Genomic DNA, 21,243 nt, shown 5'->3' with positions numbered 1-21,243 from the left:
AATAACATTATTAGCTAACTTAGTTATCATTTATGCAAAAAACTAACCCTTAAAATCCTTGCAATTTTTTCCACCCTTCACGAAAAAATCTCGCAACAATTTCTGAGTTTTGTTTAACCTCTTCAATATTGTCAGAATGCATAATAATTTCACACAATGCATTAATATATGCATGATTAAGTAAGTGCATTGATTTTTCAGATATATTAATGTATTTATAATTATCTTTTAAAACTATTTTTGAGATTTTATTTCTATTTAAATCTTCCATTTTTACTAATTTTTCAATGAAATTATCATATTTTGTTCCATACGCTTTATACACTAAAAGTTCAAATATATCTTTTTTTCTAAATATATATATTGCGGTTTCAATTGATCCATCAATATTAATTTCAGCTAAATCTTTAATGTGTTTCTCATCAATACTTCTAAATGATTCTTCTTCAAATTTTGTATATAAATCTAAAATCTCTTTAGCGAGTGGTTCAACTAATGCAACAAATAGAGCTTCCTTATCCTCAAAATGTCTATAAAAAGCCCCTGTAGTAACACCGGCATCTTTACATATCTTTCTTAAATTAGCTCGTTCATATCCATCATTTAAAAAATTAATTTTCCCACTTTTCAAAATGTTTTCGTGTGTAACATCAAATCCTTTCAGATTTTTCATGTTATTCACCTCTTCCTATATGCAGATAACTTTGTTATCTAAAATTTTACTATATATTCCATTTTAAGTCAAGAGAATTTAGAAGAGACATGATTTTTATGAATTTACAACATCCATATTCATGAACGATTATTTTGTAAGAATAAATGTATGTCTTCGGCAACTTTTTCCCAATGTGGATCAAGCATACAATCATGACATAATTCATTATAAATCTTCAAAGTTGCACCATAATAATTCATACTATCAATCAGAGACTTTACAGGTATGCATCTATCATTTTTTGAGCCAATTATAAAAGTTGGTACAAATTTGCAAAAAAATTTAATAGAAGAATATGTTAATGTCAACAATCTTATATTTTTAGCTTCTTCTTTCATTTTAGCTACATATTCTTCAGCTTTATCTACTCTTCCAGAAAAGAAAAGTTCTTCCTTCGTTTTTCCGTAATAATTAAAAGAAATTTTTATAGCATTCAATAACCTATTACTAATTGGATAAGGTGAAAGTAATACTATTGCATTTACATTATTAATATTTTTATCATCTTGTAAATATTCATTTAAGATTAAATTGCCCATTGAATGAGAAACTATCGCTAATTTACTATTACTTTCTCTTTTTATCTTTCTTATAATTTCTTCTAACATTAAAACAGAGTTCCTAACATTTCTCGCATTTTTAGACAGAACGTGGATATTAACACTATAGCCTTTCTTTATAAAATATTTAGTAAAATTTTCATCCCAACACCATTCAGCATGTGATGCTCCACATATAAAAACAATATTATATTTTTGTGTTACCATATTTTCGCCTCACTTTATCTTTAATTATTAATAACTTTTGCCCAAATATATTCAAATTGAAATTTTCTCTAGGGAAAATACTAATATCAAAATCCCCACATCGATTAATAAGTTCTATCCAATCATTTAATTCTAAAAAAGTGCTATTTTTAATCTTTCGTATATCATCAGGTTCTTCCATCATAAATACTTGTGATACTAGCATCTCAATTGGATTACCTATTGGTTCTGTAATCAACATTACTCCATCTGGTCTTATCTTTTTTAAAAATGCCTTCATTACTTTCTCAAGATTACTAGAATTATTTAAAACCCCTGCTGCAACAATAATATCTACCTTATCTAAAGATTCTATCTCTTCTAAATTATCAATATTAAGCCTTAAATACTTAATTGCTGAATTATTTTTAAACTTCTCTTTTCCAATATCTAAAAAGAACTTCGAAATATCAGTATATAAATAATTTATTTTTTGTATCAAACTATATTCATTTAATTTTGTAATTATACTATCTGTTGACGCACCTATACCAGCGCCAACCTCAAGTATGGTTATTTTCCTAAGCTTGCTTTCAAAATGTCGGTTTACATAATCAGCGACCTGAATTCCGATTATTTCGTTTAAAAATCTGTATATTAAATTATTTTTATACAGAGCTGTAGCATATTTTATATCAGCTTCCGGGAATAATATAGCATTACAATCAATTTCCCCATAAAACAACTCTTTCAAATTTTTTATATTTTCTCTGATATAATCTATCGAAGAGGGATCACCTAATTTCCAATCCCATAATTCACGCAACTCACAAAAAAGTTGTTCTGTATTGATTTGTAAATTCTTAGTCAAATAAAAACTTCCTTCATTATTTTCTATAAATCCATGCAAAACAAGCATTTTTAACCATCTCTTTACTATCTTACTATTTTTGCTATGGAAGCAGTTTTTAATGATCTTTTCCTCAGAATATTTTATATTTTGATCGTTAAAAGCACCGTTGTCTTTAAAAAATTTAAATATTTCTCCTAATATATAAGTATCCAACGTTTCTTTATACTTTAATAAATATTCTTTCGAGATATATGAATAATTCCTCTCTATATTAGCAATTTCTTTACTCATATTTATTGTAACTGAATTATTATAATTAAATCCATCTCCTTGTTTCAAAGTTTGAAACCAATTATTTTTTCTTTTATATTCTCCTATTCCTGTCATTTTATCACATGATAATACTTTATTTATATCTTGAATAAAAGATAAATCGTTTAATGCTTCTTGAATATGAGAGCGATAATTAATTTCATTTATATCTATGCCCTCCTCAATAACTGTACTTAAATTCAACTTATAATTGTTCTTCAATGTTTGATTAAAACCGCTAATATTTCCTGCTGTTTTTTTTATTATATTATAACCATATAATATATTTTTCTGAATAAAGTTAATTGTTATGCAACAATTTTTTGTGAAAATTTTTAACTCATCATTGTACGCAGTAAATTGATATTCTTCATTAAGATTAGGTCTATATATTCTTATGCAAAACGGAACACTTGCAATATATCCTGAAAATGATTTTATCATTGAATTACCATGATTATTTGTTATATTTACTTTTTGATTTGTCTTCAATCCTTCTTTCAGTATTTTAAAAATATAATATATCAAAAACTTTGAAAATAACCCATCAATATATAAAATATTGTTCTTACTAAATTCTTCATATATCGTATTTGTACACTGTTTAAAAAAAATATCATTTTCACTTGGTATTTCTGGAATATAATAAACTTTTTTATTATTTGCAATTTTTACACAATCTTTTATTTGATCTACATCCAATGGCATCTGATCAACTATAGAAATTCCGGCTTCTAACAATTCCATTCTTAAATAGGGATTGTTAGAAGCTATCAAGGATTTTTGAGGAATATACGCCCATTTAATATCTGATGGTAACTGCGAAACAAATTTGTATAGTTTTAGATTTTTAAAATAAGCATTTTTCTCAGCTAACTCATCTTCAGAATCTAATATACATAATTTAGTTTTTGCTTGCAAATAATGTAAATTTTCTGGATTACCACATATCAAAACATTTGACACCTTCATTTACATCTCCTTTAGACGGTTATTTTTTTATTAACATCGCCAATTGTTTAGCATTATTTTTATTTTGTACACAACTGTAGTGATTTCCATCAATATAGAATTTGTTTATATCGCCTATAATTGAATCTTTCCATTTATCAACTAAATGCTCAATATATTTATATGCTCCTTTGTTATCTTTAGCAATATAATAATCAAGATCCCCAAAGAAAAGATCGGGGTTATATTTTTGAGCTTCTACTGAATGTCTAAATATTTTATATAGTTCAAACAAAGAGTACATAGATAACGCCTGTTTCTGCTTTTTATTAATAAGACTATGATACTTAATAAATCTATCACTCTGTATCATATTGTTTAATTCTATAATAAGATTTTTATCTTCTTCATTATTTAAATGATCTAAAATATTTGATATCGTTAGTATGTTTTTATTAGTATCAATTGAAGTATAAATATCATCAAATATATCAATTTGTCTAATTCCTAAATCTTCTAAGTTTATACCAAACGCATATATGAATATTAATTCAAGTGGTAATTCATCAAAACTATTCTCTGGAATTGTTCCGCCTTCAATTATAGATAAATTAACAACATTGATTCCCATTTCTAAAAGTCTTCTTGCCATTTCTATTGCTACGACTCCACTAAAACTATATCCTATTAGCTGCACTTCTTTGACATCAAATCCAACTATCTTTTTACAATACATATCCGCTAACATAGGCACCAGGTTTTTCTTATCAAGTTCTAAATATTTTTTTATATTTGAAACTCCCAATATCAAAACATCTCCTGCATTTTGTTGGCATAATTCTGTAGCTAAATACTTGAAATTTTCCCAACTTCCAAAAGCGCCGTGTACAAGTACCCTTAACCTTGAGGTCTCCAAATTGTTTGAACCTTTAAAAATTTTTGTATATACCATTTCTTCATCACTATAATCTTTTTCTACATCCTTGTCATCACTTTTTTCCAGAAACGCAGAAATTTCAGATACAAAAGGAAAATTAATTATTTCTCTCAATAATTCTTCAAAAGAAATTTCCTTATTTAGCTTATTTTTCACTTCGGTTGCTATTTTTGCAATAATAAGTGAATCTGCACCAAAGTCATAAAAATTTGATTCCAGTGTTAAATCTTCAGTTTCCAACAAATTTTTGCAAATTTTAAGAATTTTTTCTTCAGTTTCAGATGTCGCTTCATTGTTAGCTGTATAAACTTTTTCTTCATTATTCTCAGCATTAATTATATCAAAATTCTTTTCCTGATCAATTTTGCCATTACTATTCAACATTATAGATTCTACATAGTAAACTTTAGATGGAATCATATAATTTGGCAAATATCCCTTAATACTCTCGTTTATTTTTTCCCTATCTATTTCCATAAACTTCGTTTTAAACTTTTTAATAAAAAGAGTTGCCCCAAAAATCCCTAAAGATTTATTCTCATATGGAAATTTATAAACTTTATTGCTATCATCAACCTTAAGCAATATATTTTCCCATGTTTTTGTGTCTATAAATACAGTTTCTTCTCTTATGCTATCAATTGCTTCTTCCATCATTAATGCTTGCGATACCAATAGCCAAGGTTCGTTTTTTATAGCTTCTGAGAATAACAAATATCCTTTAGGTGCCATCAATGTCTTAATGTAAGACATGCTTTTAGCAATATCTTTAACATTTTCCAATACATATGCTCCTATAATAATATCAAAATAATTTGGTTGTAGGCCATTTTTAATTGGATCTTCATTTATATCTAGTTGGTAAACTAATATATTCTTATTATTTTTAAAATTTTCTTTAGCCTGTGGTAAAAAATATTTTTGCAAATCTGTAAAATGATATTCATAGTCATGACCATCAAGTATTTTTAATAGTTTTTTTGTTGTTGCACCAGTACCTGCACCAATTTCTAAAACTCTTATCTTTTTCTTTTTATTGTACTTTAAATAATTTTCTAAAAACTGGCAATAATAGTCATTAATCAAGGCTGAAAATATACTTTTTTCATAAAGAGATTCTGTATATTTCTTTGAGCCATTAGGATAAAGAATTCCTCTTGGATCAATCTTGTTTGTTAAAATGTTTTTTAAATTATCTATATTTTCCTTAATATAATACATTATATTAATATCTCCGAATGCATTATCCCACATTAAAATACAATTATTCCATAACTTATCTAATAATTCTTTCTTTATTATTTTAGGAATTACAATTGATTCTCCCTTTGAATAAATAACATTATTTATTTTAAGCTGAGTTATCCACTTATTTATAATTTTATGATATTTTAAATCTATATCAGTTGAATTTTTTTCATAATTATATAAATTTAAACCAATTTTTTTTAATACCCCTAAATCTATCAAAGTATTTAACATCGAATTAAGGCAAACTATATCCCTTTGTTTGCAAATATATTGATAACAATCATAGTCTATATTTTTCTGAATATTTTCTTCTATTGCCTCAAACCCATCAAAATATTTATCGCATTGTTCGTCAACCTCACTAATATCAACCCCTATTTTGGCAATAACTTCAATCGGTTTATCCTCCTTATTATAGTTGACTCTAACAATTAAATCATCAATTCCTTCCTGTTTCATTAAGGTGTTTTTTATCTCTCCAAGTTCTATTCTATTGCCTCTTATTTTTACCTGAGTATCTTCCGTACCTAAAAATTCTATTTCTCCACTTGATAAATAGCGACCCAAATCTCCAGTAGAATAAAGTCTGACCTGCTTTAGAGGATGAATAAAGAACTTTTCTTCTGTTAACTTTTTATCTCCTAAATACCCTTCCGCCAAGCCTCTACCAGCTATATATAAATTACCTTCGCAATAAACTGGACAATCTTCAAAATTTTTATCTAATACATAAATTTGTTGATTAGTGAGCGGTTTCCCATACGGAATGCTTTTCCATCCCTTTTTAATACCTTTATATTCATGATAGTTAGACCATATAGAGGCTTCTGTATCACCTCCCAATACTATTATTTTAGATTCTACAAAAGTTTTTTGCACCGCATTAGGCATATTTAAAGGGATCCAATCTCTTGATAGCAATATTAGTTTAATAAAATTTTGTTTTTTTGATAAATTTTCTAAATAATTTAAATATAGTTTCATTAATTCTGGTACCATATTTAATATAGACACAGAATTTTCTTCAATCAATTTATCCCAATGAGCAGGATTTAAATACTCACTTTCATCAGGATATACAATAGTTCCTCCAACTGATAACATTCCAAAAATATCATAAACAGATAAGTCGAAATCTAATTTTGATATTCTTAATAAGCAATCTCTCTCAGATATTTCGAATTTTTGATTTATATCATATATAGTATTAAATACTGCTCCATGATTTATTACAGCACCTTTTGGATTTTCAGTAGTCTCTGACGTAAACATGATATAAGCTGCATCATTCGAATCAACATGTTCTATATTAAACATATTTATCAAATCTAACCTATAATTTACATCATCAATGTTCACAAAATTTCTTTGTCTGTTATCATAACAACTGCCATTTGTCAAAATAACTTTACAATTACATTGTTTTAAAATATTCTCTAATCTTTTTTCTTCTATATTAAAATCTACCGGAACATATATAGCTCCTACCATAAGTATTCCAAGAATAGTATAAACTTGACTTTTATTATGTGGTAGTTTTACAATTATATGCTCACCTTTTTTTACATTTTTTTCTTTCAATGCTAAAGCTATAGATACAGACTTATTATATAATTCTTTATAAGAAATTGAACCTCTAGAGTCTATAACAGCCGCCTTATCTGGATAAGATTTTACTTTTTCTATAAAATCTTCTAATAATGTCTTATTATTAATTTTTTTATTTGTAGCATTAACTTTTTCTCTAATTTCACGTTGCCACTTAGGTAGATCAATTTCAAGACGTTTCTCCCAAAATTCTTTATTGTTCGATAAATTTATTAAAATCTTCTTAAACTCACTAAACATATCCTCCAACATATCATCTTCAAATATTCCTTCACGAACATCCCAATTAATCTGTAAACCTAATTCAGTATCCATAGCTTGACAATCAATAAATACTTGCGGTGTTTGAGATATTCCATACACATATCTTCCTATCAACCTCTTTTTAATTAACCCTATTGCACTTGTAAATACATATGGTGCTAAAAATTCTTTGGAGTTATGCAGTTTAGCAATATCTCTTAATATATTAACTCCAGGATATGCACTATTATCTATTGAGCTGAATAATTCTTTATTAACTTCTCTTGCTAACTCTGAAAAAGATTCTTTTATGTTTTTTATCGAAATTACCGATGTATTTGTAAAATCGCCTACTAAATATTCTATATTTTCCCCTAAATTTTTCTTGTTAAATAAAGTTAAATTTATAAGAAATTCTTTTTCTGTACTCCATTTTTTTAGTACTTCACTATATACAGTCAATACTGATGCTGTCGGTGTTAAAGCATGGTTTTGAGCTAAAATTTTAAATTTATCCCACATATCCTTATCTAATGTTAAAGACAATCTTTTAAACTTACAAACGTCCGTTTCTTTTAGCGTTTTTAAAGGTATTACTGGAGATGTCTTTAATTCTCTAGTCTTTTGACTCCAATATGCTTTCGCCTTCTTGTATTCCGAGTTTTCTTTTGTCTTTTCTTCACTTATTATATAATTCCTAAATGATATCTTAGATTGTCTATCATTCTCTATTCCTTTAAAATACTTCATCTCAAACTCTAATAAAAGTTGCCATATACTTGACCAATCACATATCATAAAATCCATCGAAAAGTGTAAAATTGATTTTTCTCCATAATTTGATACTCCAATATCAAACATTGGCCATTTTTCTAATTGATAAACTTTATCCTCTAACTGTTCTCTAATAGATATCCTATCTCCAGTAACAACCTCATATTCTGGAACTTTTTGTAGTATTTTTTGATATCCTTCTTTAAATATAACTGCCCTCAGCATTTCATGTTTATTTATCAAGTAATTCCATGTATCTTGTACTTTTGAAACGTCTAAATTATCATATAAAAATTCTTGATAAATGTGACAAGATACATTTCCATATGAATGTAAGTCATCTCTTCCATAAAGATATGATGTCTGAACTGGAGATAATGGAAATGGTGCGTAATCATCTTTAACATCATATTTATTCTCAAGTTTTTTAATGTATTCTTTAAGTCCTTCTTTATTTAATTTTAATTCCATTAAAATATCTTCATCTAACTGACCATTTATGGATTTATATTTTAACTTTTCACCATCAACATACAACTCAATACCTTGCTTAGAATATTTTTCAATTATTTCTTTATAACCGTTCTCCATTATTTACCTCCTTATTAAATTATTCATCAAGAATTTTTATATCACTCAGCAAAAGCAGCTTCTCTTTACTAGTCTCCATAAACTTTGCATATCCCGCTTTTTTCTGCAAAATTTCCCATTTTTTAGATGTTGATAGTTCCCTGTTTACTCGACGAATATCAAGTTTGCCTGAATTCATATATTTCTTCATTTTAATCAATTCTGCTGTTATTGAATCAATCCAGTATGTTTGAAAAAATTTTGAAGTACTCGTTTCTTTTAAAGAATTCAAAACCTTGTAGATTGACTCTTTACCTATATTTAAATCGTCTTTAGCTCCTTTTAAATATGTTCTTGGACGCCAAGCAACATCTCCATAAGCATCATTTAGCGATAATACTCCATCTTCATAATAAAGTTTAAAACTATACATTAATTGCATATTGTAATCAGGTGTTTTGGGATTTAATTGATTATTGAATTCTATTAAAATAGGTAATTTCCCTATATTTCCATATAATATATCAAATGGGCCTAATCCCTTTATTATATTATTATCCAACTCTAAATCACCTAAAATACCAGAAATAGCTAATAAATCCAAAGCTACATATGATAATTGTGTAGAAAAAGAAACACTTATATATTCTAACTTAGAATATATATTTAATTTTTTTGCATACACTGCAAAGCTCTGCATATTTGATAAATTTGAATATAGATTTGCAGTCATGTAAATAAGGTTTTTCTCTCTTGCTAGCTTATAACATTTATATAAATGTTCTTGATAAACAGGTTGCTCTTGAATTACGTTTATTCCTTTATTTAGTAAATCTATGCACAATTCTGTTCCATCCCCACCTGTTCCCTCACTTCTAACAATAACGCAAGCTAAATCTATATCTGATGGCAATTCTTCAACATTAAAATACAGTGGTATATTATATTTCTTTGAAAATGTCTTTGACCTTTCACTACCTCTTCCGATAATACCAACAATTTGAAAATCTGATTCGGCTCTCTTTAATGCTTTTAAATAAAATTCCCCAAAATTCGTGCCACAAACTATGGCTTTCAATCTTTTTTTCATTTTATATTTCTCCTTCAAAGATATTATTCAATTTCAAATTTGTTCCTTTCATCAATTTGTAATAAAATGTTGTATCCATTTCCATCATCTTATCAAGTAAACTATTTAATAAAGGAAACTCACTCATATCTTTGATTTCAGTTTTATTACCATGTTCTAGAGCTAAAATGGAAACAGCTGCTACTGTTAGAGCCGTTAATCTAGTTGGTGAAATGCTTTTTAAAATCATATTAGCATCTATAGTATTTTTATTTTTTATTCCTGTTGCCTCTAAGATAAATCCTCCAAAATCTTTTTTTTCAATATTATCCAAATTGGATAAATCCACTAATTTTTGTGCCATTACATTTATATTTTCAATGTTATCGGAACGAATATTCTTTAAAAAATTGCAAACATATCCGTTCTTTATGCACATATAAAATATGGCATTTTCCACACCTATTTGCCTACAAACTTTAATAGTTCTTTTATCAATATACGGAAATGGCACCCATCTTTCGCTGCTTATTGGCAATGTTATTGTTTTATTTTCTGCCAAATATGGTTCTATCTTCCCTGAATTTAAGATTGATCTTGCATAAAACCCATCTTCACTTAAATATCTCAAGTATTCTTTGGCTGCATTATAAGTAAATTCTCCATTAGAGGCGTAATACATTTGAAAACTAAGGGTTTTATCAAAAACTCTAGAAATAATAACTGGCAATGCTTCTATTAATCCTGGCGATGAACCAACTCCATGATATATTGTTCCTCCTTCAAAAACAGATTTCTCATAGAAATTATAATAACTTAAGTCAATTAGAATACATTTGTTTTTATTAACTGTATCTATTAAATTAAATATTGATGAATCTGAATACCCTGAACAGTTTATAATACAGTCACATCCATCAACAAACTCAATACAAGTATTTATATCATCCAAATCTATAAACGCAAAAGTATTCTTACTCTTATAAACTTTTTCTTTTTTTCTATATCCCAACTTTATATCTTTGATGCCATAATCATTCAAAATTTTAGTACATTCTGAACCAATATCTCCAGTAGCTCCAATTATTCCTATCATATTTCACCTTCTACTACCTCCATACCTAACTGTTTTGAATTTATCAAATTTAACATTTTTTCAAATTCAGGATTTGAAAAAATTTCATTTAATTTTAGGTTGCATTTTAATCTTCTTTCTATCTCAACTAGAAGCTTTGTTGCAGATAAGCTATTTCCTCCAAGCTTAAAATAATTAGAATTTCTATCTACATCATCTATATCCAAATTTTGCATCCATATTATTTTTAAGATTTCTTCTAAATTTTCATTATGATTTTTTAATTGTTCTTTTATTGTTGCTTTATCAGAGACATCCACATCAAAAGAGTCCAATGACAGCAAAACAATCTTCTTATCGAAATCTAACCCAATTTCATTTTCTAAGTTATTTATCAACTCAAGATGATCTGTATAGTTTTCTGATTCGAGATAATAAGCAATATTATTTTCTATCGAAAACATAGTATTTTTTAAAAAATATTTTTTTGCTATTTCCTTAATGTAATCAACTTTATAAAAAAACTGCGTACGTTTTTCAGTTTCTACATTAAGATTTTTTTCTTGAAAAAATATGGCTGTAAGTATAGATATTGGATCCATTTTACCAAAATCAATTACATGAATTTTTCCGTTTCTTTTTAACATTAGTTTTGAGGTTTTGAAAAAAGATTCAACATCTTCAATTTGATGTAAAAAATTAACAGAAATAATGTGATCAAATCTACTTAAGTAATTATCTTTTAAAAATCTCTTATCATTGCAATCATTTAATAAAATTACATTGTTTAAATATTTAATTCTGCTGACTAAGTTATCTTTTATTGTGCAATCTACATCATTAACAATGCCTATTGTTAACCTTTTAATATCTTTACTTTCATTATTGATGTTTTTAATTAATTTATCTAATAAACTCTCAGTAAACTCACTTCTAATGCCTAGTTTTGCTGGGGATATTTCATTATCTAAAAGCAAAAGCTCTTTTTTATTATTATTCTCAAGTATATCTACAAATAAATTCTTTTTTAGTTGTAGTTTTCTATATAAAGAATCCTCTGCGATTTTTACTTCATTCATCTCATCTGCTTTAAAATCTTTCACATATTTCAACCAGTATTTAATTATATTTTCATTCTTGTTGTCTATTTTTATTTTTTTAACATTAATTTCAGTTAATAAATCTAATAAAAATTTTTGGACAAAATACTTTCTCTTTTTTACTTCATTGTCTGTATTAATATTATCAATATAATTTATCTTAAATTCCGATTTATCTTCCTCTAATTCTGGTTCAACCAGGAGCGTTTTAACATTTTCTTGTGAGATTATTGTTTTATATTTACCACTATAAATTCTTTTTTGATACTCAATATTAAACTTTTTTCTTTTCATATTATTCCCTCCATAGTTGATTTATCAAAAATTAGAGCATATTTCATTTGAAACATCAATATACTTACCTACCATCCAAATAATATCCTCTTCATATAATAATTCATCTATATAATCAAAAGTAATCACAATACTATCATCAATCATTCTTATATGATGATCTAGATAAACTTGAGGTGTTTGACTTAATGAACATATTTCATGGAATCCATTTTTACAATTGTTATAACTCTCTCCAATCATACAGGTAACTACTATTGGAAACAATTTATTTATTCCATTCTCTTGCCTAGCTTTATTTATAACATTAATCCCATCAAAACATCTATATTCTAATAACTTAAATATTTGTTTTTGGGTTTTTTTGATGGACTCTAATATAGATTTATATTCATCTTTATAGCTAATTAATCCTATATTTGTAAATTCTCCCAACAATTCATCTGCATTTTTAACTACTGGTAATTTCCCAAATAATGTTGTTGTTATTGTTAATTCGTCAGTCTCAATTAAGTCAGACAATACTTTCATATAAATAGTGATTAATATAGCAGACAACGTTACACCTCTTAGTTTTGAATAATGTATTAAATTGTCAGTTTGTTCTTTACTAAAACGATATTCTTTTCTTTTAAAATTGTATTCTTCTAAGTCATTAATCGGCATTTTTGTTCTTAAATTCGGTGCTTTTGGTAGTGTTTTTATCATTTTATTCCAATATTTTTCAGCCTCATCTAAAAGTCTCTTATTAAACGCAAGTTCCTTATATATTCTTAAATTCATTACATAATCTTTATAAGATACATCGGAAAAACTTATTTTTTCTCCTTCGTATAACGCAAAAAGCTTATATATCATATTACCTGCACTCCACGCATCTAATATAGAACAATCAAAACTTATGTGGAGTACATCATTTTTATTCCCGCCATTAATTTTCTTTCCAACTACGAATTTAAACATAGGCCATGTTTCGATATTATACTTCATATGCGATAAAATCTTTCGCATTTTATACCTATCCTCTTTAGAATTATATTGATATTTAAAAACTTTATATTCAGGAACTTTTTCCAGTATAATCCCTCTACCATCCGATAATAAAATCAATCTTAAAATATCATTTTTTCTAATCATCAAATTAATGTTTTTTTCAAGATTAGCAATATTTAAATTTTGCTTTTCAAATTCAATATAATAATGAGCATTAACTTTATTTAAAAATTCCCCATCTACTTGTCCAGCCATATATGCCAACTGAAGTGAACTCAATTCCAAAGTGTTTTCTTGTGCTTTTGATAAATATCTGAGTAAATCCTCTTTGTTAACTTTAATTTCGTTGATTACCTCTTCATTGTATAATTCTTTTTTGATTCTATATTTTAATTTTTTATCTTCCACAAACAAAAACATTCCCTGTTTTCTCAGCTCATTTACATAATCAAATAATTCTAAGTCTGTACTATCATTTTTTAGTTTCATTTTTTCATCCCTAAATTTTTTAAAGCTTGTAAATGGTTAAGATGTTCTTCACCAAATTTAACATTTTTAGGAAACCCTATTTCTTTCATTATTTCTCCCCATTTTTTCGAAACTATTATTTCCTTTTGCGTTCTTGTAATATTATTTTTTCTTTGTTTAACATTTTCAATAAATTTTTCAATTTCTTTCCTTATGGCATTCGGAAAAACATCATAAAGTATAGTTTCATATGTCAAGTTACTGTAATTTGCCAAGCTAAATTTTATTGGCTTATTTAAATAATTAACATCAATTTGTTTTGAATCTAACACAATATTATCAGATATATTCATTCTATCCCTCCATATTACAGATCCAAAGGTATCTTCAAGATCTAATCTTCCACTTTTATAAAAAAAAGTAATTTTATGAAGAAGATGCATATGGTTATTCCCATCCACATCAGAAACCTCATTATGAATTTGTAAGTTTACATCCAATTGCCCATTTGACAAAACAACACGATTAAAAGGGTATCTTTTCTCTGTTAACGTTGGAATTATATTAAAACTTCTAAGAAGAGGTAATGCTTCGTTCAGAATACCTATCAAAGAATAAAGAAGTTGCGAAGATGTCATGATATCTACATGTTCAAGAACATCTTTTTTATTTAAATATTTTGCAGCTTCAATAAATTTTTCAATAGTTTCCAATGAATTATATAAATTCCCTACTATATAATATGAGTTGAATTCATGAGCCAACTTTAAGCAGTTCTCTATCTCTCTATAATGAATTGGATGTTCCTGTATCACATGAATTCCTTTTTTTAAGAGACTCTCTGACAATTCAGTTCCCTTACCTCCCAATACAGAAGATTTAATTATAACAAATGCAATATCTATATTTCCTGGAATAGAATCTACATCAACATATAGTGGAACATTATGTTCTTCTGCACACCTCTTAGAACGACTACTTCCAAAAGCTAATATACCTACCAATTCAATATTATTTATTTTTTTTATCGCATTTATATAGGATTGACCAAAAGTTGTTCCACAAACTATCGCTTTCATCATAATGTTCCTCTCTCCAAATACATCATTTCAAAAAATCCATCAACTTTATTACCAAATTTTCAATATATGGAGTTTCCATAAATTCTCCTAATTCTAAATGAAAACCATATCGTTCCATTAATGTATTAGATAGTTGTATCATATTTAAAGAATTCCCTCCTAGTTTAAAGAAGTTATCTTCTTTTTTTATTTCTTCAATTTTTAAAATTTCTTTCCAAATTTCTGATATAGAATAAAGTAGCTCAGTGTTCAGTTTATCTTCTGTTTTCTTGTTTGATTTATGAATATCTTCATCAGGTTCATTATTTTGATAAACTGATAAGTCTTCTCTAATACATACATTATTTTCAGTATCTTTATTTTCCTTATAATTAATTTTAGTGGAAAACGTATTGGTATTATTTATTATAGTATCCAATAAGTTTCCATAAGACTCAAACATCCTATCTAGCAACTGTGCCGTAAATATTTCATCAATGGAATCCCAAATTATTTTTAATTTGCCGTCCATTTCCATAACTTGATGATCAAGCCAAACTTGTGGTGTTTGAGAAATATTATATACAAGTTCTCCTAGCCAAGTATCTTTCCTGCCTTCAGACAAACCTAATCCACTTGTAAATACTATAGGCATTAAAGAATATCTATTGTTAGAGTATTTATTCCTTAATTCTCTTCCAAATTCTACAGCACTATATGAATTGTGTTTTGTATCTTCTAATAATTGTTTTTGCAACATTTTGGATTTTTCTAGCAATGAATCGCTAGTACAATTTTTTACTTCAAGAAATGTTAGGTTAGTAAAATCTCCTATGATTTTATTTATATCCGGATGAATTTGTTCCTTGTTAAACTGTGTAATATTTAATACAAATTCATCATTTAATGAATATTTCCTAATTATTTCAGAAAATAATGTTATTAATAAAATTGTCAATGTTATGTTATTTTCTCTTGCGATTCCTTTTAATTTATTCAATCCATAAGAATCAATGATTTTTTCTCTTCTATTAAAAGTTTGTTCTTCTATATCACTTTCTAACTTTGCTATTTCAAATTTAGGGGCTTCCAAAAATCCATTCAATCTATTCAGCCAATATTTTTTATCAACCTGATATTTAGATGTGTTTTTTACTTTTCTAATTTCTAAAACATAATCTCTAAATGAAACATCTGGTAATTCCTTATAAAAATTTTCTTCATTATATCTTAATTTCAATTCATCTAGAATGTAGAACATACTCCAACCGTCTAAAATAATATTATCTAAACTAATGTGGAGTCTGGATTTAATTTCATCTAAAATGCTAAGTTTGAAATTAAATATAGGCCATTTATCTATCTTTAATATTTCGTGAGACATAATATCTCTAGTCAATTTTAAAGCTTCCTCTTGTTCAACCTTATTAAGACATGATAAGTTATTAATATCTAACATAAATGGTGGAACTTTTTCCAATATCTGTTGTGTTCCATTGTTTAAAATTATCGCCCTTAACATAGAATGATACTTAATCATATCATTTATTATCTTTTGAAGTTTATTAGGCTCAATATTCAAACAATCTAATTCGAAGTAACAATGTGTTGCTACTGAACCTAAAGAATACATTTTGTTTCTTCCTATCCAATATGCAAATTGCACATCCGTTAATGGAAATGGCTCATTTATATTTTCAACATCAGGTATAATTTTTTGAAATGATAAATTTCTCTTTTTGTCAATTTTTTTAATATACTCTGAAAGTTCTCTCAAAACAGGATATTTGAAGATGTCTCCAATTGATATTTGTACACACAATTCTTTCTGTACTTCGGAAACAATTTTCGTCGCTGTAAGAGAATCTCCTCCTAATTGAAAATAATTAGAAGTCGATAATACATTCATATCATTTAAAATTTCTTTATAAATATTGACTAATTTCCTTGTAATTTCATCATACTTTTCTGTTTCATTTTTACCTTCAATACTTTTGCTATCATAACCAGAATCTTGATTATCATGTCCTTCTATCAATTTCCTTAATTCTTTTCTATCAATTTTACCATTTTTATTTAAAGGCATTTCTCCTACTATTACAAATTCAAATGGAATCATGTATTCAGGAAGCTTGTTCTTTAAAAATTTAATTAATTCATCTTGTTCAACATCTATTTTGTTATTTTTAAGAACATATATCATACTTCCCATTTTGTTAATTTCAGTCTCATTAGATAAATACTCAATTTTATATTTACAATTTTCACTTGCATTTTTAATGTTTTTAATATTTGGAATAATTTTTCCATTACGCTCTAACAAATCAAAATCAATAAAACCACGTTCTAATACAGATGCACTAATTTCTGGTAATAATAATTCATCATTTATTTCAGTTCCAATCACAACGCCCATAGGAGATAATATGGTTTTTATATTACGCAACATATCTGAAATATTATGAGAACGATGTAGTGAATTATATAATATGACAATATCGAAATTTTCCGTTTTAAAATTTTCCAAATACTTACTTGAAGAATTTATTTTTATAAACTCGAAACAAGTATATTTATTTTTTATGTCTTCAAACTCATTTGCAAAATATAGTGAATTGTCCGTATAAACATATTTTTCGATTTTATCTTCAAAGTTTGTAATTACCTCTTCTGTTAATTCGCTATTTCTTCCACCTATTTCTAAAATCTTAAGCTTTTTATTTTTGCCATCAAATACCATCTTTATAGTTTCAATAAGTTCATTTATATTTTCTCTATAATTTTTCAGTTTTTTCAAAAGTCTGGAAGGACTAAGTTTAGATTCAGAAGCATAAAACACATCAATAGCTTGTTTCTTACCCTGTATAATATCTACCACATTATTTTTGAAATTATCTAGGTTGACTGTTGTGTCTAATGCTATATCTATTTTTTTAAATAAGTAAATACCATCTTCTAAACTTATCATACTATGCTCTTGCAATAATAATAGCCATCTTTTTACGAGCAATTCATATCCTATATCTATTTCTCCAAATTTCATTATTTCATCAAAAGAATACCTTTTTCCTTGACTAATACCCAAATCCATGAAAATAGAAAATATCAAACCTAAAACCATATTATTTTCACTATTTAGATACTCATCATAATCAATGTATTCAGATTTCAGTTTATTTATTTTTTCATTACTACTTAATCTAGTTAATGTATAATCCTTACTCTCATTACTTTCAATAAATGCGACCAATTGATTATTAGTGCCAATCTTAATAACATCAACAACAGCTTTATTAATTTTAGGATTTCCAATTAAAGCATCTTCAATTTCTCCAAGTTCTATTCGATGCCCTTTAACTTTTACCTGATTATCAAGCCTTCCTAAAAATTCAATAGTTCCATCATTCCATGTTCTTCCAGCATCTCCAGTTCTATACCATTTAACTCCATCCGATTCTATAAATTTCTTTTCTGTTAATTCCTTATCTCCCCTATATCCCTTTGCAACACCAACCCCACCAATTAACAATTCTCCTTTAACATAGTTAGGACATATTCTTCCTAAACCATCAACTACTCTATAGACTTGGTTCTTTAACGCTTTTCCATATGGAATAGAAATCCAATTTTTAGGTATTTCCTTTGGAACATTGATATAATTTGACCAAATGGAAGCCTCTGTTCCTCCTCCCATTCCAACTACAAGAGAATTTTTGCTTCTGTTATAAAATCTTTTAGGTAATGTTGTTGCAATCCAGTCTCCAGAAAGAAAAACTAATCTCAATGGAATAGAAACATCTTTACCCTCTGCCATAGTTACTAGCATATCAAAAAGAATTGGCACCGAATTCCACATTGTTACTTCATATTTTTCAATAAGTTTTAACCAAAGTTCCGGATCTTTGAAATTATTATCATCTAAAGTAATGATAGTTCCTCCAGCCGATAATATTCCAAAAATATCATAAACTGATAAATCAAAATCAATTGCTGATACCATTATTACGCTATCATTGGCATTTACTTCATATCTTTCATTTAAGTCATTGATTGTATTAACAGCACTATTGTGTGCAATTTCCACACCTTTAGGAATTCCCGTCGTTCCTGATGTCATAATTACATAGGCTGTATCAAACGGACTAATATTGACAGGTTTTTCAATTATACTTTGAATAGTTGATTGATCCATATCAACAAATGTGATATCTGTATCATCTAAATTAAAATCCCTTATTGTATTTTTATTGGATAAGACATGTTTTATTCCTATCTGTTCATATATTTTCCTTCTTCTTTCGTTGGGTTGATTAATACCGATAGGAACATATGCTGCGCCGGCAAATAAAATTCCTAAAATACCAACTATTTGACTATATCCCCTTGGCAATGTTATTCCCACGTAGTCATTCTTTTTTACTCCAAAAGAAATTAAATTTGTTGCAATAATTAACGCCTTTTTGTATAAATCTCCATAAGTTAATTCAATACCGGATTGTGCATCCACAATAGCAACTTTTTCCGGGTTTACTTTAATCCTATCAAGAAATTCTGTATAGAGAGTTTGTTTAGGGTAACTCAAAGGCAAAATATTTTTTAATTCTTTTTCTCTATCTTCAATCTGATTCAACGGAAGAATTTCAGGCAATCTATACCAATTTTCATTATCACTTAATGATTGTAATAAAGTGTATAAAGAGTCGAACATATCATCAATCATTCCATCTGGATATAATTCATCAACCACATCCCAGCATAATACAATCTCATCATCTACTAAATAAGTTTGAAAATCGAGCCAAACTTGTGGAGTTTGTGATACCATATAGTTTATTTTCCCGAATATTTTTCTTGTTTCCTGAGTCTCTAAAGGATAATCTATATTACAAGCAAACACCACAGGTGCAATATTGATAGTTTTTCCAACTTCTTTATAAACATCTCTTTGTACCTGCACTCCAGAGTATGAGCTGTGAGAGGCATTTTCTAAAAATGTGCCAGATATAGTTTTCACTCTATCTAAAAATTTTTCATTCTTTCTTTCACACTCAACTAATAGAAGATTAGTAAAATCTGCAACCATTCTTTTAACACTATTATCATTTACATCTCTATTGAATAATGGCACATTGATCACAAATTTTTCTTGATTTGTCCATCTTTCAATAATCATTGAATATGCTGATAACAGAACCATTGATGGGGTAACTTTATTTTTATATGCATTTTCTTTAATCTTAATCCAGTTTTCTTTGCTAATAATTTTCTTTCTTCTTGAAAAAACCACTTTTTCAATCATTTCTGGTTTTTTGTTAATGGGTAAGTTAGGTGCCTCTAAAGGAAAACTGGATTCAATTTTTTTCTTCCAGAATTCCTTATCTTTTTTGTATATTTCGTCATCTATTTTTCGTTCCTCCAGATAATTTTTAAAAGTATAATTGCTATCTATTGAAACTTTATCTTCTCCGCAGTACAGCTCTACAAGTCTACTCATTATAATGCCTATGCTCATTATATCTGCAACTAGAATATCAATATCTAAAAATATTCTATGTTTTTTATCCTTTAGTAACGCAATGCTAAGGCTAGCTACTTCTCCAACTTCTATATCAAATTTTCTATGAGACATTTCTTTTCTCATTTCCAATAATTTTATGTCTGCATCTTCTTCAGATAGTGAAGTATAATTAAAAATTTTAACTTCTTTTGAGTATGGTTCTTCCATAATTTGCTGAGTACCATTACGGTTAAATTTTGCTCTAAGCATTGGATTTTCCATTTGTAAACAGTTCCAAGCAGCAGTTAATTTATCTGTTACAATCTCTTGTCCATCAATTTCTAAGTATGCGTGACACCCAACACCACCTAGAACCTGATCTTCTTCTCTCCCTACAAAATAAGCATACTGTACATCCGTTAAAGGGAACTCTTCCGAAATATTCTTTTCTCTTGATTCAGTCTTTTTATCAATATTTTTAATATTTGCTTTTTCAATAAGTCTAATCCAATCTTCAAGTGTAGGATTTTCCATTAGTTTTGCAAACGATAATTTTATCCCTAATTTTTTAAGCTCTGAAACTATTTGCATGATTTGGATAGAGCCTAAACCCTTTTCAATCAAATTGTCTTTTCCTGAAGGTTTAAATCCATCTAAGTTTGCTTGTAACACTTCATCAAGAAGTCGTACTGCCTGTTGTCTAGTTTGATATGTTTCCATATTGTA

10 protein-coding genes are annotated in these 21,243 nt (G+C 27.3%); all 10 read right to left on the bottom strand.

Going from position 1 to position 21,243, the window contains the following annotated elements:
• Positions 1 to 49 precede the first annotated feature (49 nt).
• The 10 genes from ACLUJM_RS07735 to ACLUJM_RS07690 all read right to left on the bottom strand — a co-directional run bounded on the left by ACLUJM_RS07735 (position 50) and on the right by ACLUJM_RS07690 (position 21,237).
• Positions 50 to 673 (bottom strand): TetR/AcrR family transcriptional regulator, encoded by a 624-nt coding sequence (locus ACLUJM_RS07735; protein WP_004838465.1) that lies wholly within the window; start codon positions 671 to 673, stop codon positions 50 to 52.
• Positions 674 to 792: 119 nt separating this feature from the next.
• A complete protein-coding gene (locus ACLUJM_RS07730; protein ID WP_004838464.1) occupies positions 793 to 1,482 on the bottom strand; it encodes an alpha/beta hydrolase in 690 nt (229 codons plus the stop codon).
• Complete coding sequence (locus ACLUJM_RS07725; protein WP_159798839.1) at positions 1,463 to 3,598, bottom strand: class I SAM-dependent methyltransferase; 2,136 nt, start codon at positions 3,596 to 3,598, stop codon at positions 1,463 to 1,465. Before ACLUJM_RS07725 ends, ACLUJM_RS07730 begins: the two co-directional genes overlap by 20 nt.
• 19 nt (positions 3,599 to 3,617) lie before the next feature.
• A complete protein-coding gene (locus ACLUJM_RS07720; protein ID WP_412412577.1) occupies positions 3,618 to 8,981 on the bottom strand; it encodes an AMP-binding protein in 5,364 nt (1,787 codons plus the stop codon).
• Between the two features lie 19 nt (positions 8,982 to 9,000).
• Positions 9,001 to 10,050 (bottom strand): Gfo/Idh/MocA family oxidoreductase, encoded by a 1,050-nt coding sequence (locus ACLUJM_RS07715; protein ID WP_099320408.1) that lies wholly within the window; start codon positions 10,048 to 10,050, stop codon positions 9,001 to 9,003.
• 1 nt (position 10,051) lies between these two features.
• Positions 10,052 to 11,125, bottom strand: coding sequence for an NAD-dependent epimerase/dehydratase family protein (locus ACLUJM_RS07710; protein ID WP_099320407.1), 1,074 nt, complete (start codon positions 11,123 to 11,125; stop codon positions 10,052 to 10,054).
• On the bottom strand, positions 11,122 to 12,498 hold the full coding sequence (locus ACLUJM_RS07705) for a phosphopantetheine-binding protein (RefSeq protein ID WP_412412576.1): 1,377 nt from the start codon (positions 12,496 to 12,498) through the stop codon (positions 11,122 to 11,124). Before ACLUJM_RS07705 ends, ACLUJM_RS07710 begins: the two co-directional genes overlap by 4 nt.
• Positions 12,499 to 12,522: 24 nt before the next feature.
• On the bottom strand, positions 12,523 to 13,980 hold the full coding sequence (locus tag ACLUJM_RS07700; protein ID WP_004838458.1) for a condensation domain-containing protein: 1,458 nt from the start codon (positions 13,978 to 13,980) through the stop codon (positions 12,523 to 12,525).
• Positions 13,977 to 15,041 carry a Gfo/Idh/MocA family oxidoreductase gene (locus ACLUJM_RS07695; RefSeq protein ID WP_154541799.1) on the bottom strand — a complete coding sequence of 355 codons (1,065 nt, stop codon included), beginning with the start codon at positions 15,039 to 15,041 and terminating at the stop codon, positions 13,977 to 13,979. Before ACLUJM_RS07695 ends, ACLUJM_RS07700 begins: the two co-directional genes overlap by 4 nt.
• Before the next feature lie 22 nt (positions 15,042 to 15,063).
• Complete coding sequence (locus ACLUJM_RS07690) at positions 15,064 to 21,237, bottom strand: amino acid adenylation domain-containing protein (protein ID WP_412412575.1); 6,174 nt, start codon at positions 21,235 to 21,237, stop codon at positions 15,064 to 15,066.
• Between the last annotated feature and the right edge of the window lie 6 nt (positions 21,238 to 21,243).

The sequence above is a fragment of the Finegoldia sp. genome (assembly GCF_046991905.1).
In the GTDB taxonomy this organism is placed as follows: domain Bacteria; phylum Bacillota; class Clostridia; order Tissierellales; family Peptoniphilaceae; genus Finegoldia.
Note: the sequence above shows the minus strand (reverse complement) of the source record. Positions and strands in the feature narration are given on the sequence as shown.

Bases quoted from the DNA above. Each gene is read 5' to 3' on its own strand.
- ACLUJM_RS07700 (WP_004838458.1), bottom strand. From the start codon at position 13,980: ATGAAACTAAAAAATGATAGTACAGACTTAGAATTATTTGATTATGTA.
- ACLUJM_RS07695 (WP_154541799.1), bottom strand. From the start codon at position 15,041: ATGATGAAAGCGATAGTTTGTGGAACAACTTTTGGTCAATCCTATATA.
- ACLUJM_RS07715 (WP_099320408.1), bottom strand. From the start codon at position 10,050: ATGAAAAAAAGATTGAAAGCCATAGTTTGTGGCACGAATTTTGGGGAA.
- ACLUJM_RS07730 (WP_004838464.1), bottom strand. From the start codon at position 1,482: ATGGTAACACAAAAATATAATATTGTTTTTATATGTGGAGCATCACAT.
- ACLUJM_RS07720 (WP_412412577.1), bottom strand. From the start codon at position 8,981: ATGGAGAACGGTTATAAAGAAATAATTGAAAAATATTCTAAGCAAGGT.
- ACLUJM_RS07725 (WP_159798839.1), bottom strand. From the start codon at position 3,598: ATGAAGGTGTCAAATGTTTTGATATGTGGTAATCCAGAAAATTTACAT.
- ACLUJM_RS07705 (WP_412412576.1), bottom strand. From the start codon at position 12,498: ATGAAAAGAAAAAAGTTTAATATTGAGTATCAAAAAAGAATTTATAGT.
- ACLUJM_RS07710 (WP_099320407.1), bottom strand. From the start codon at position 11,125: ATGATAGGAATAATTGGAGCTACTGGAGATATTGGTTCAGAATGTACT.
- ACLUJM_RS07735 (WP_004838465.1), bottom strand. From the start codon at position 673: ATGAAAAATCTGAAAGGATTTGATGTTACACACGAAAACATTTTGAAA.
- ACLUJM_RS07690 (WP_412412575.1), bottom strand. From the start codon at position 21,237: ATGGAAACATATCAAACTAGACAACAGGCAGTACGACTTCTTGATGAA.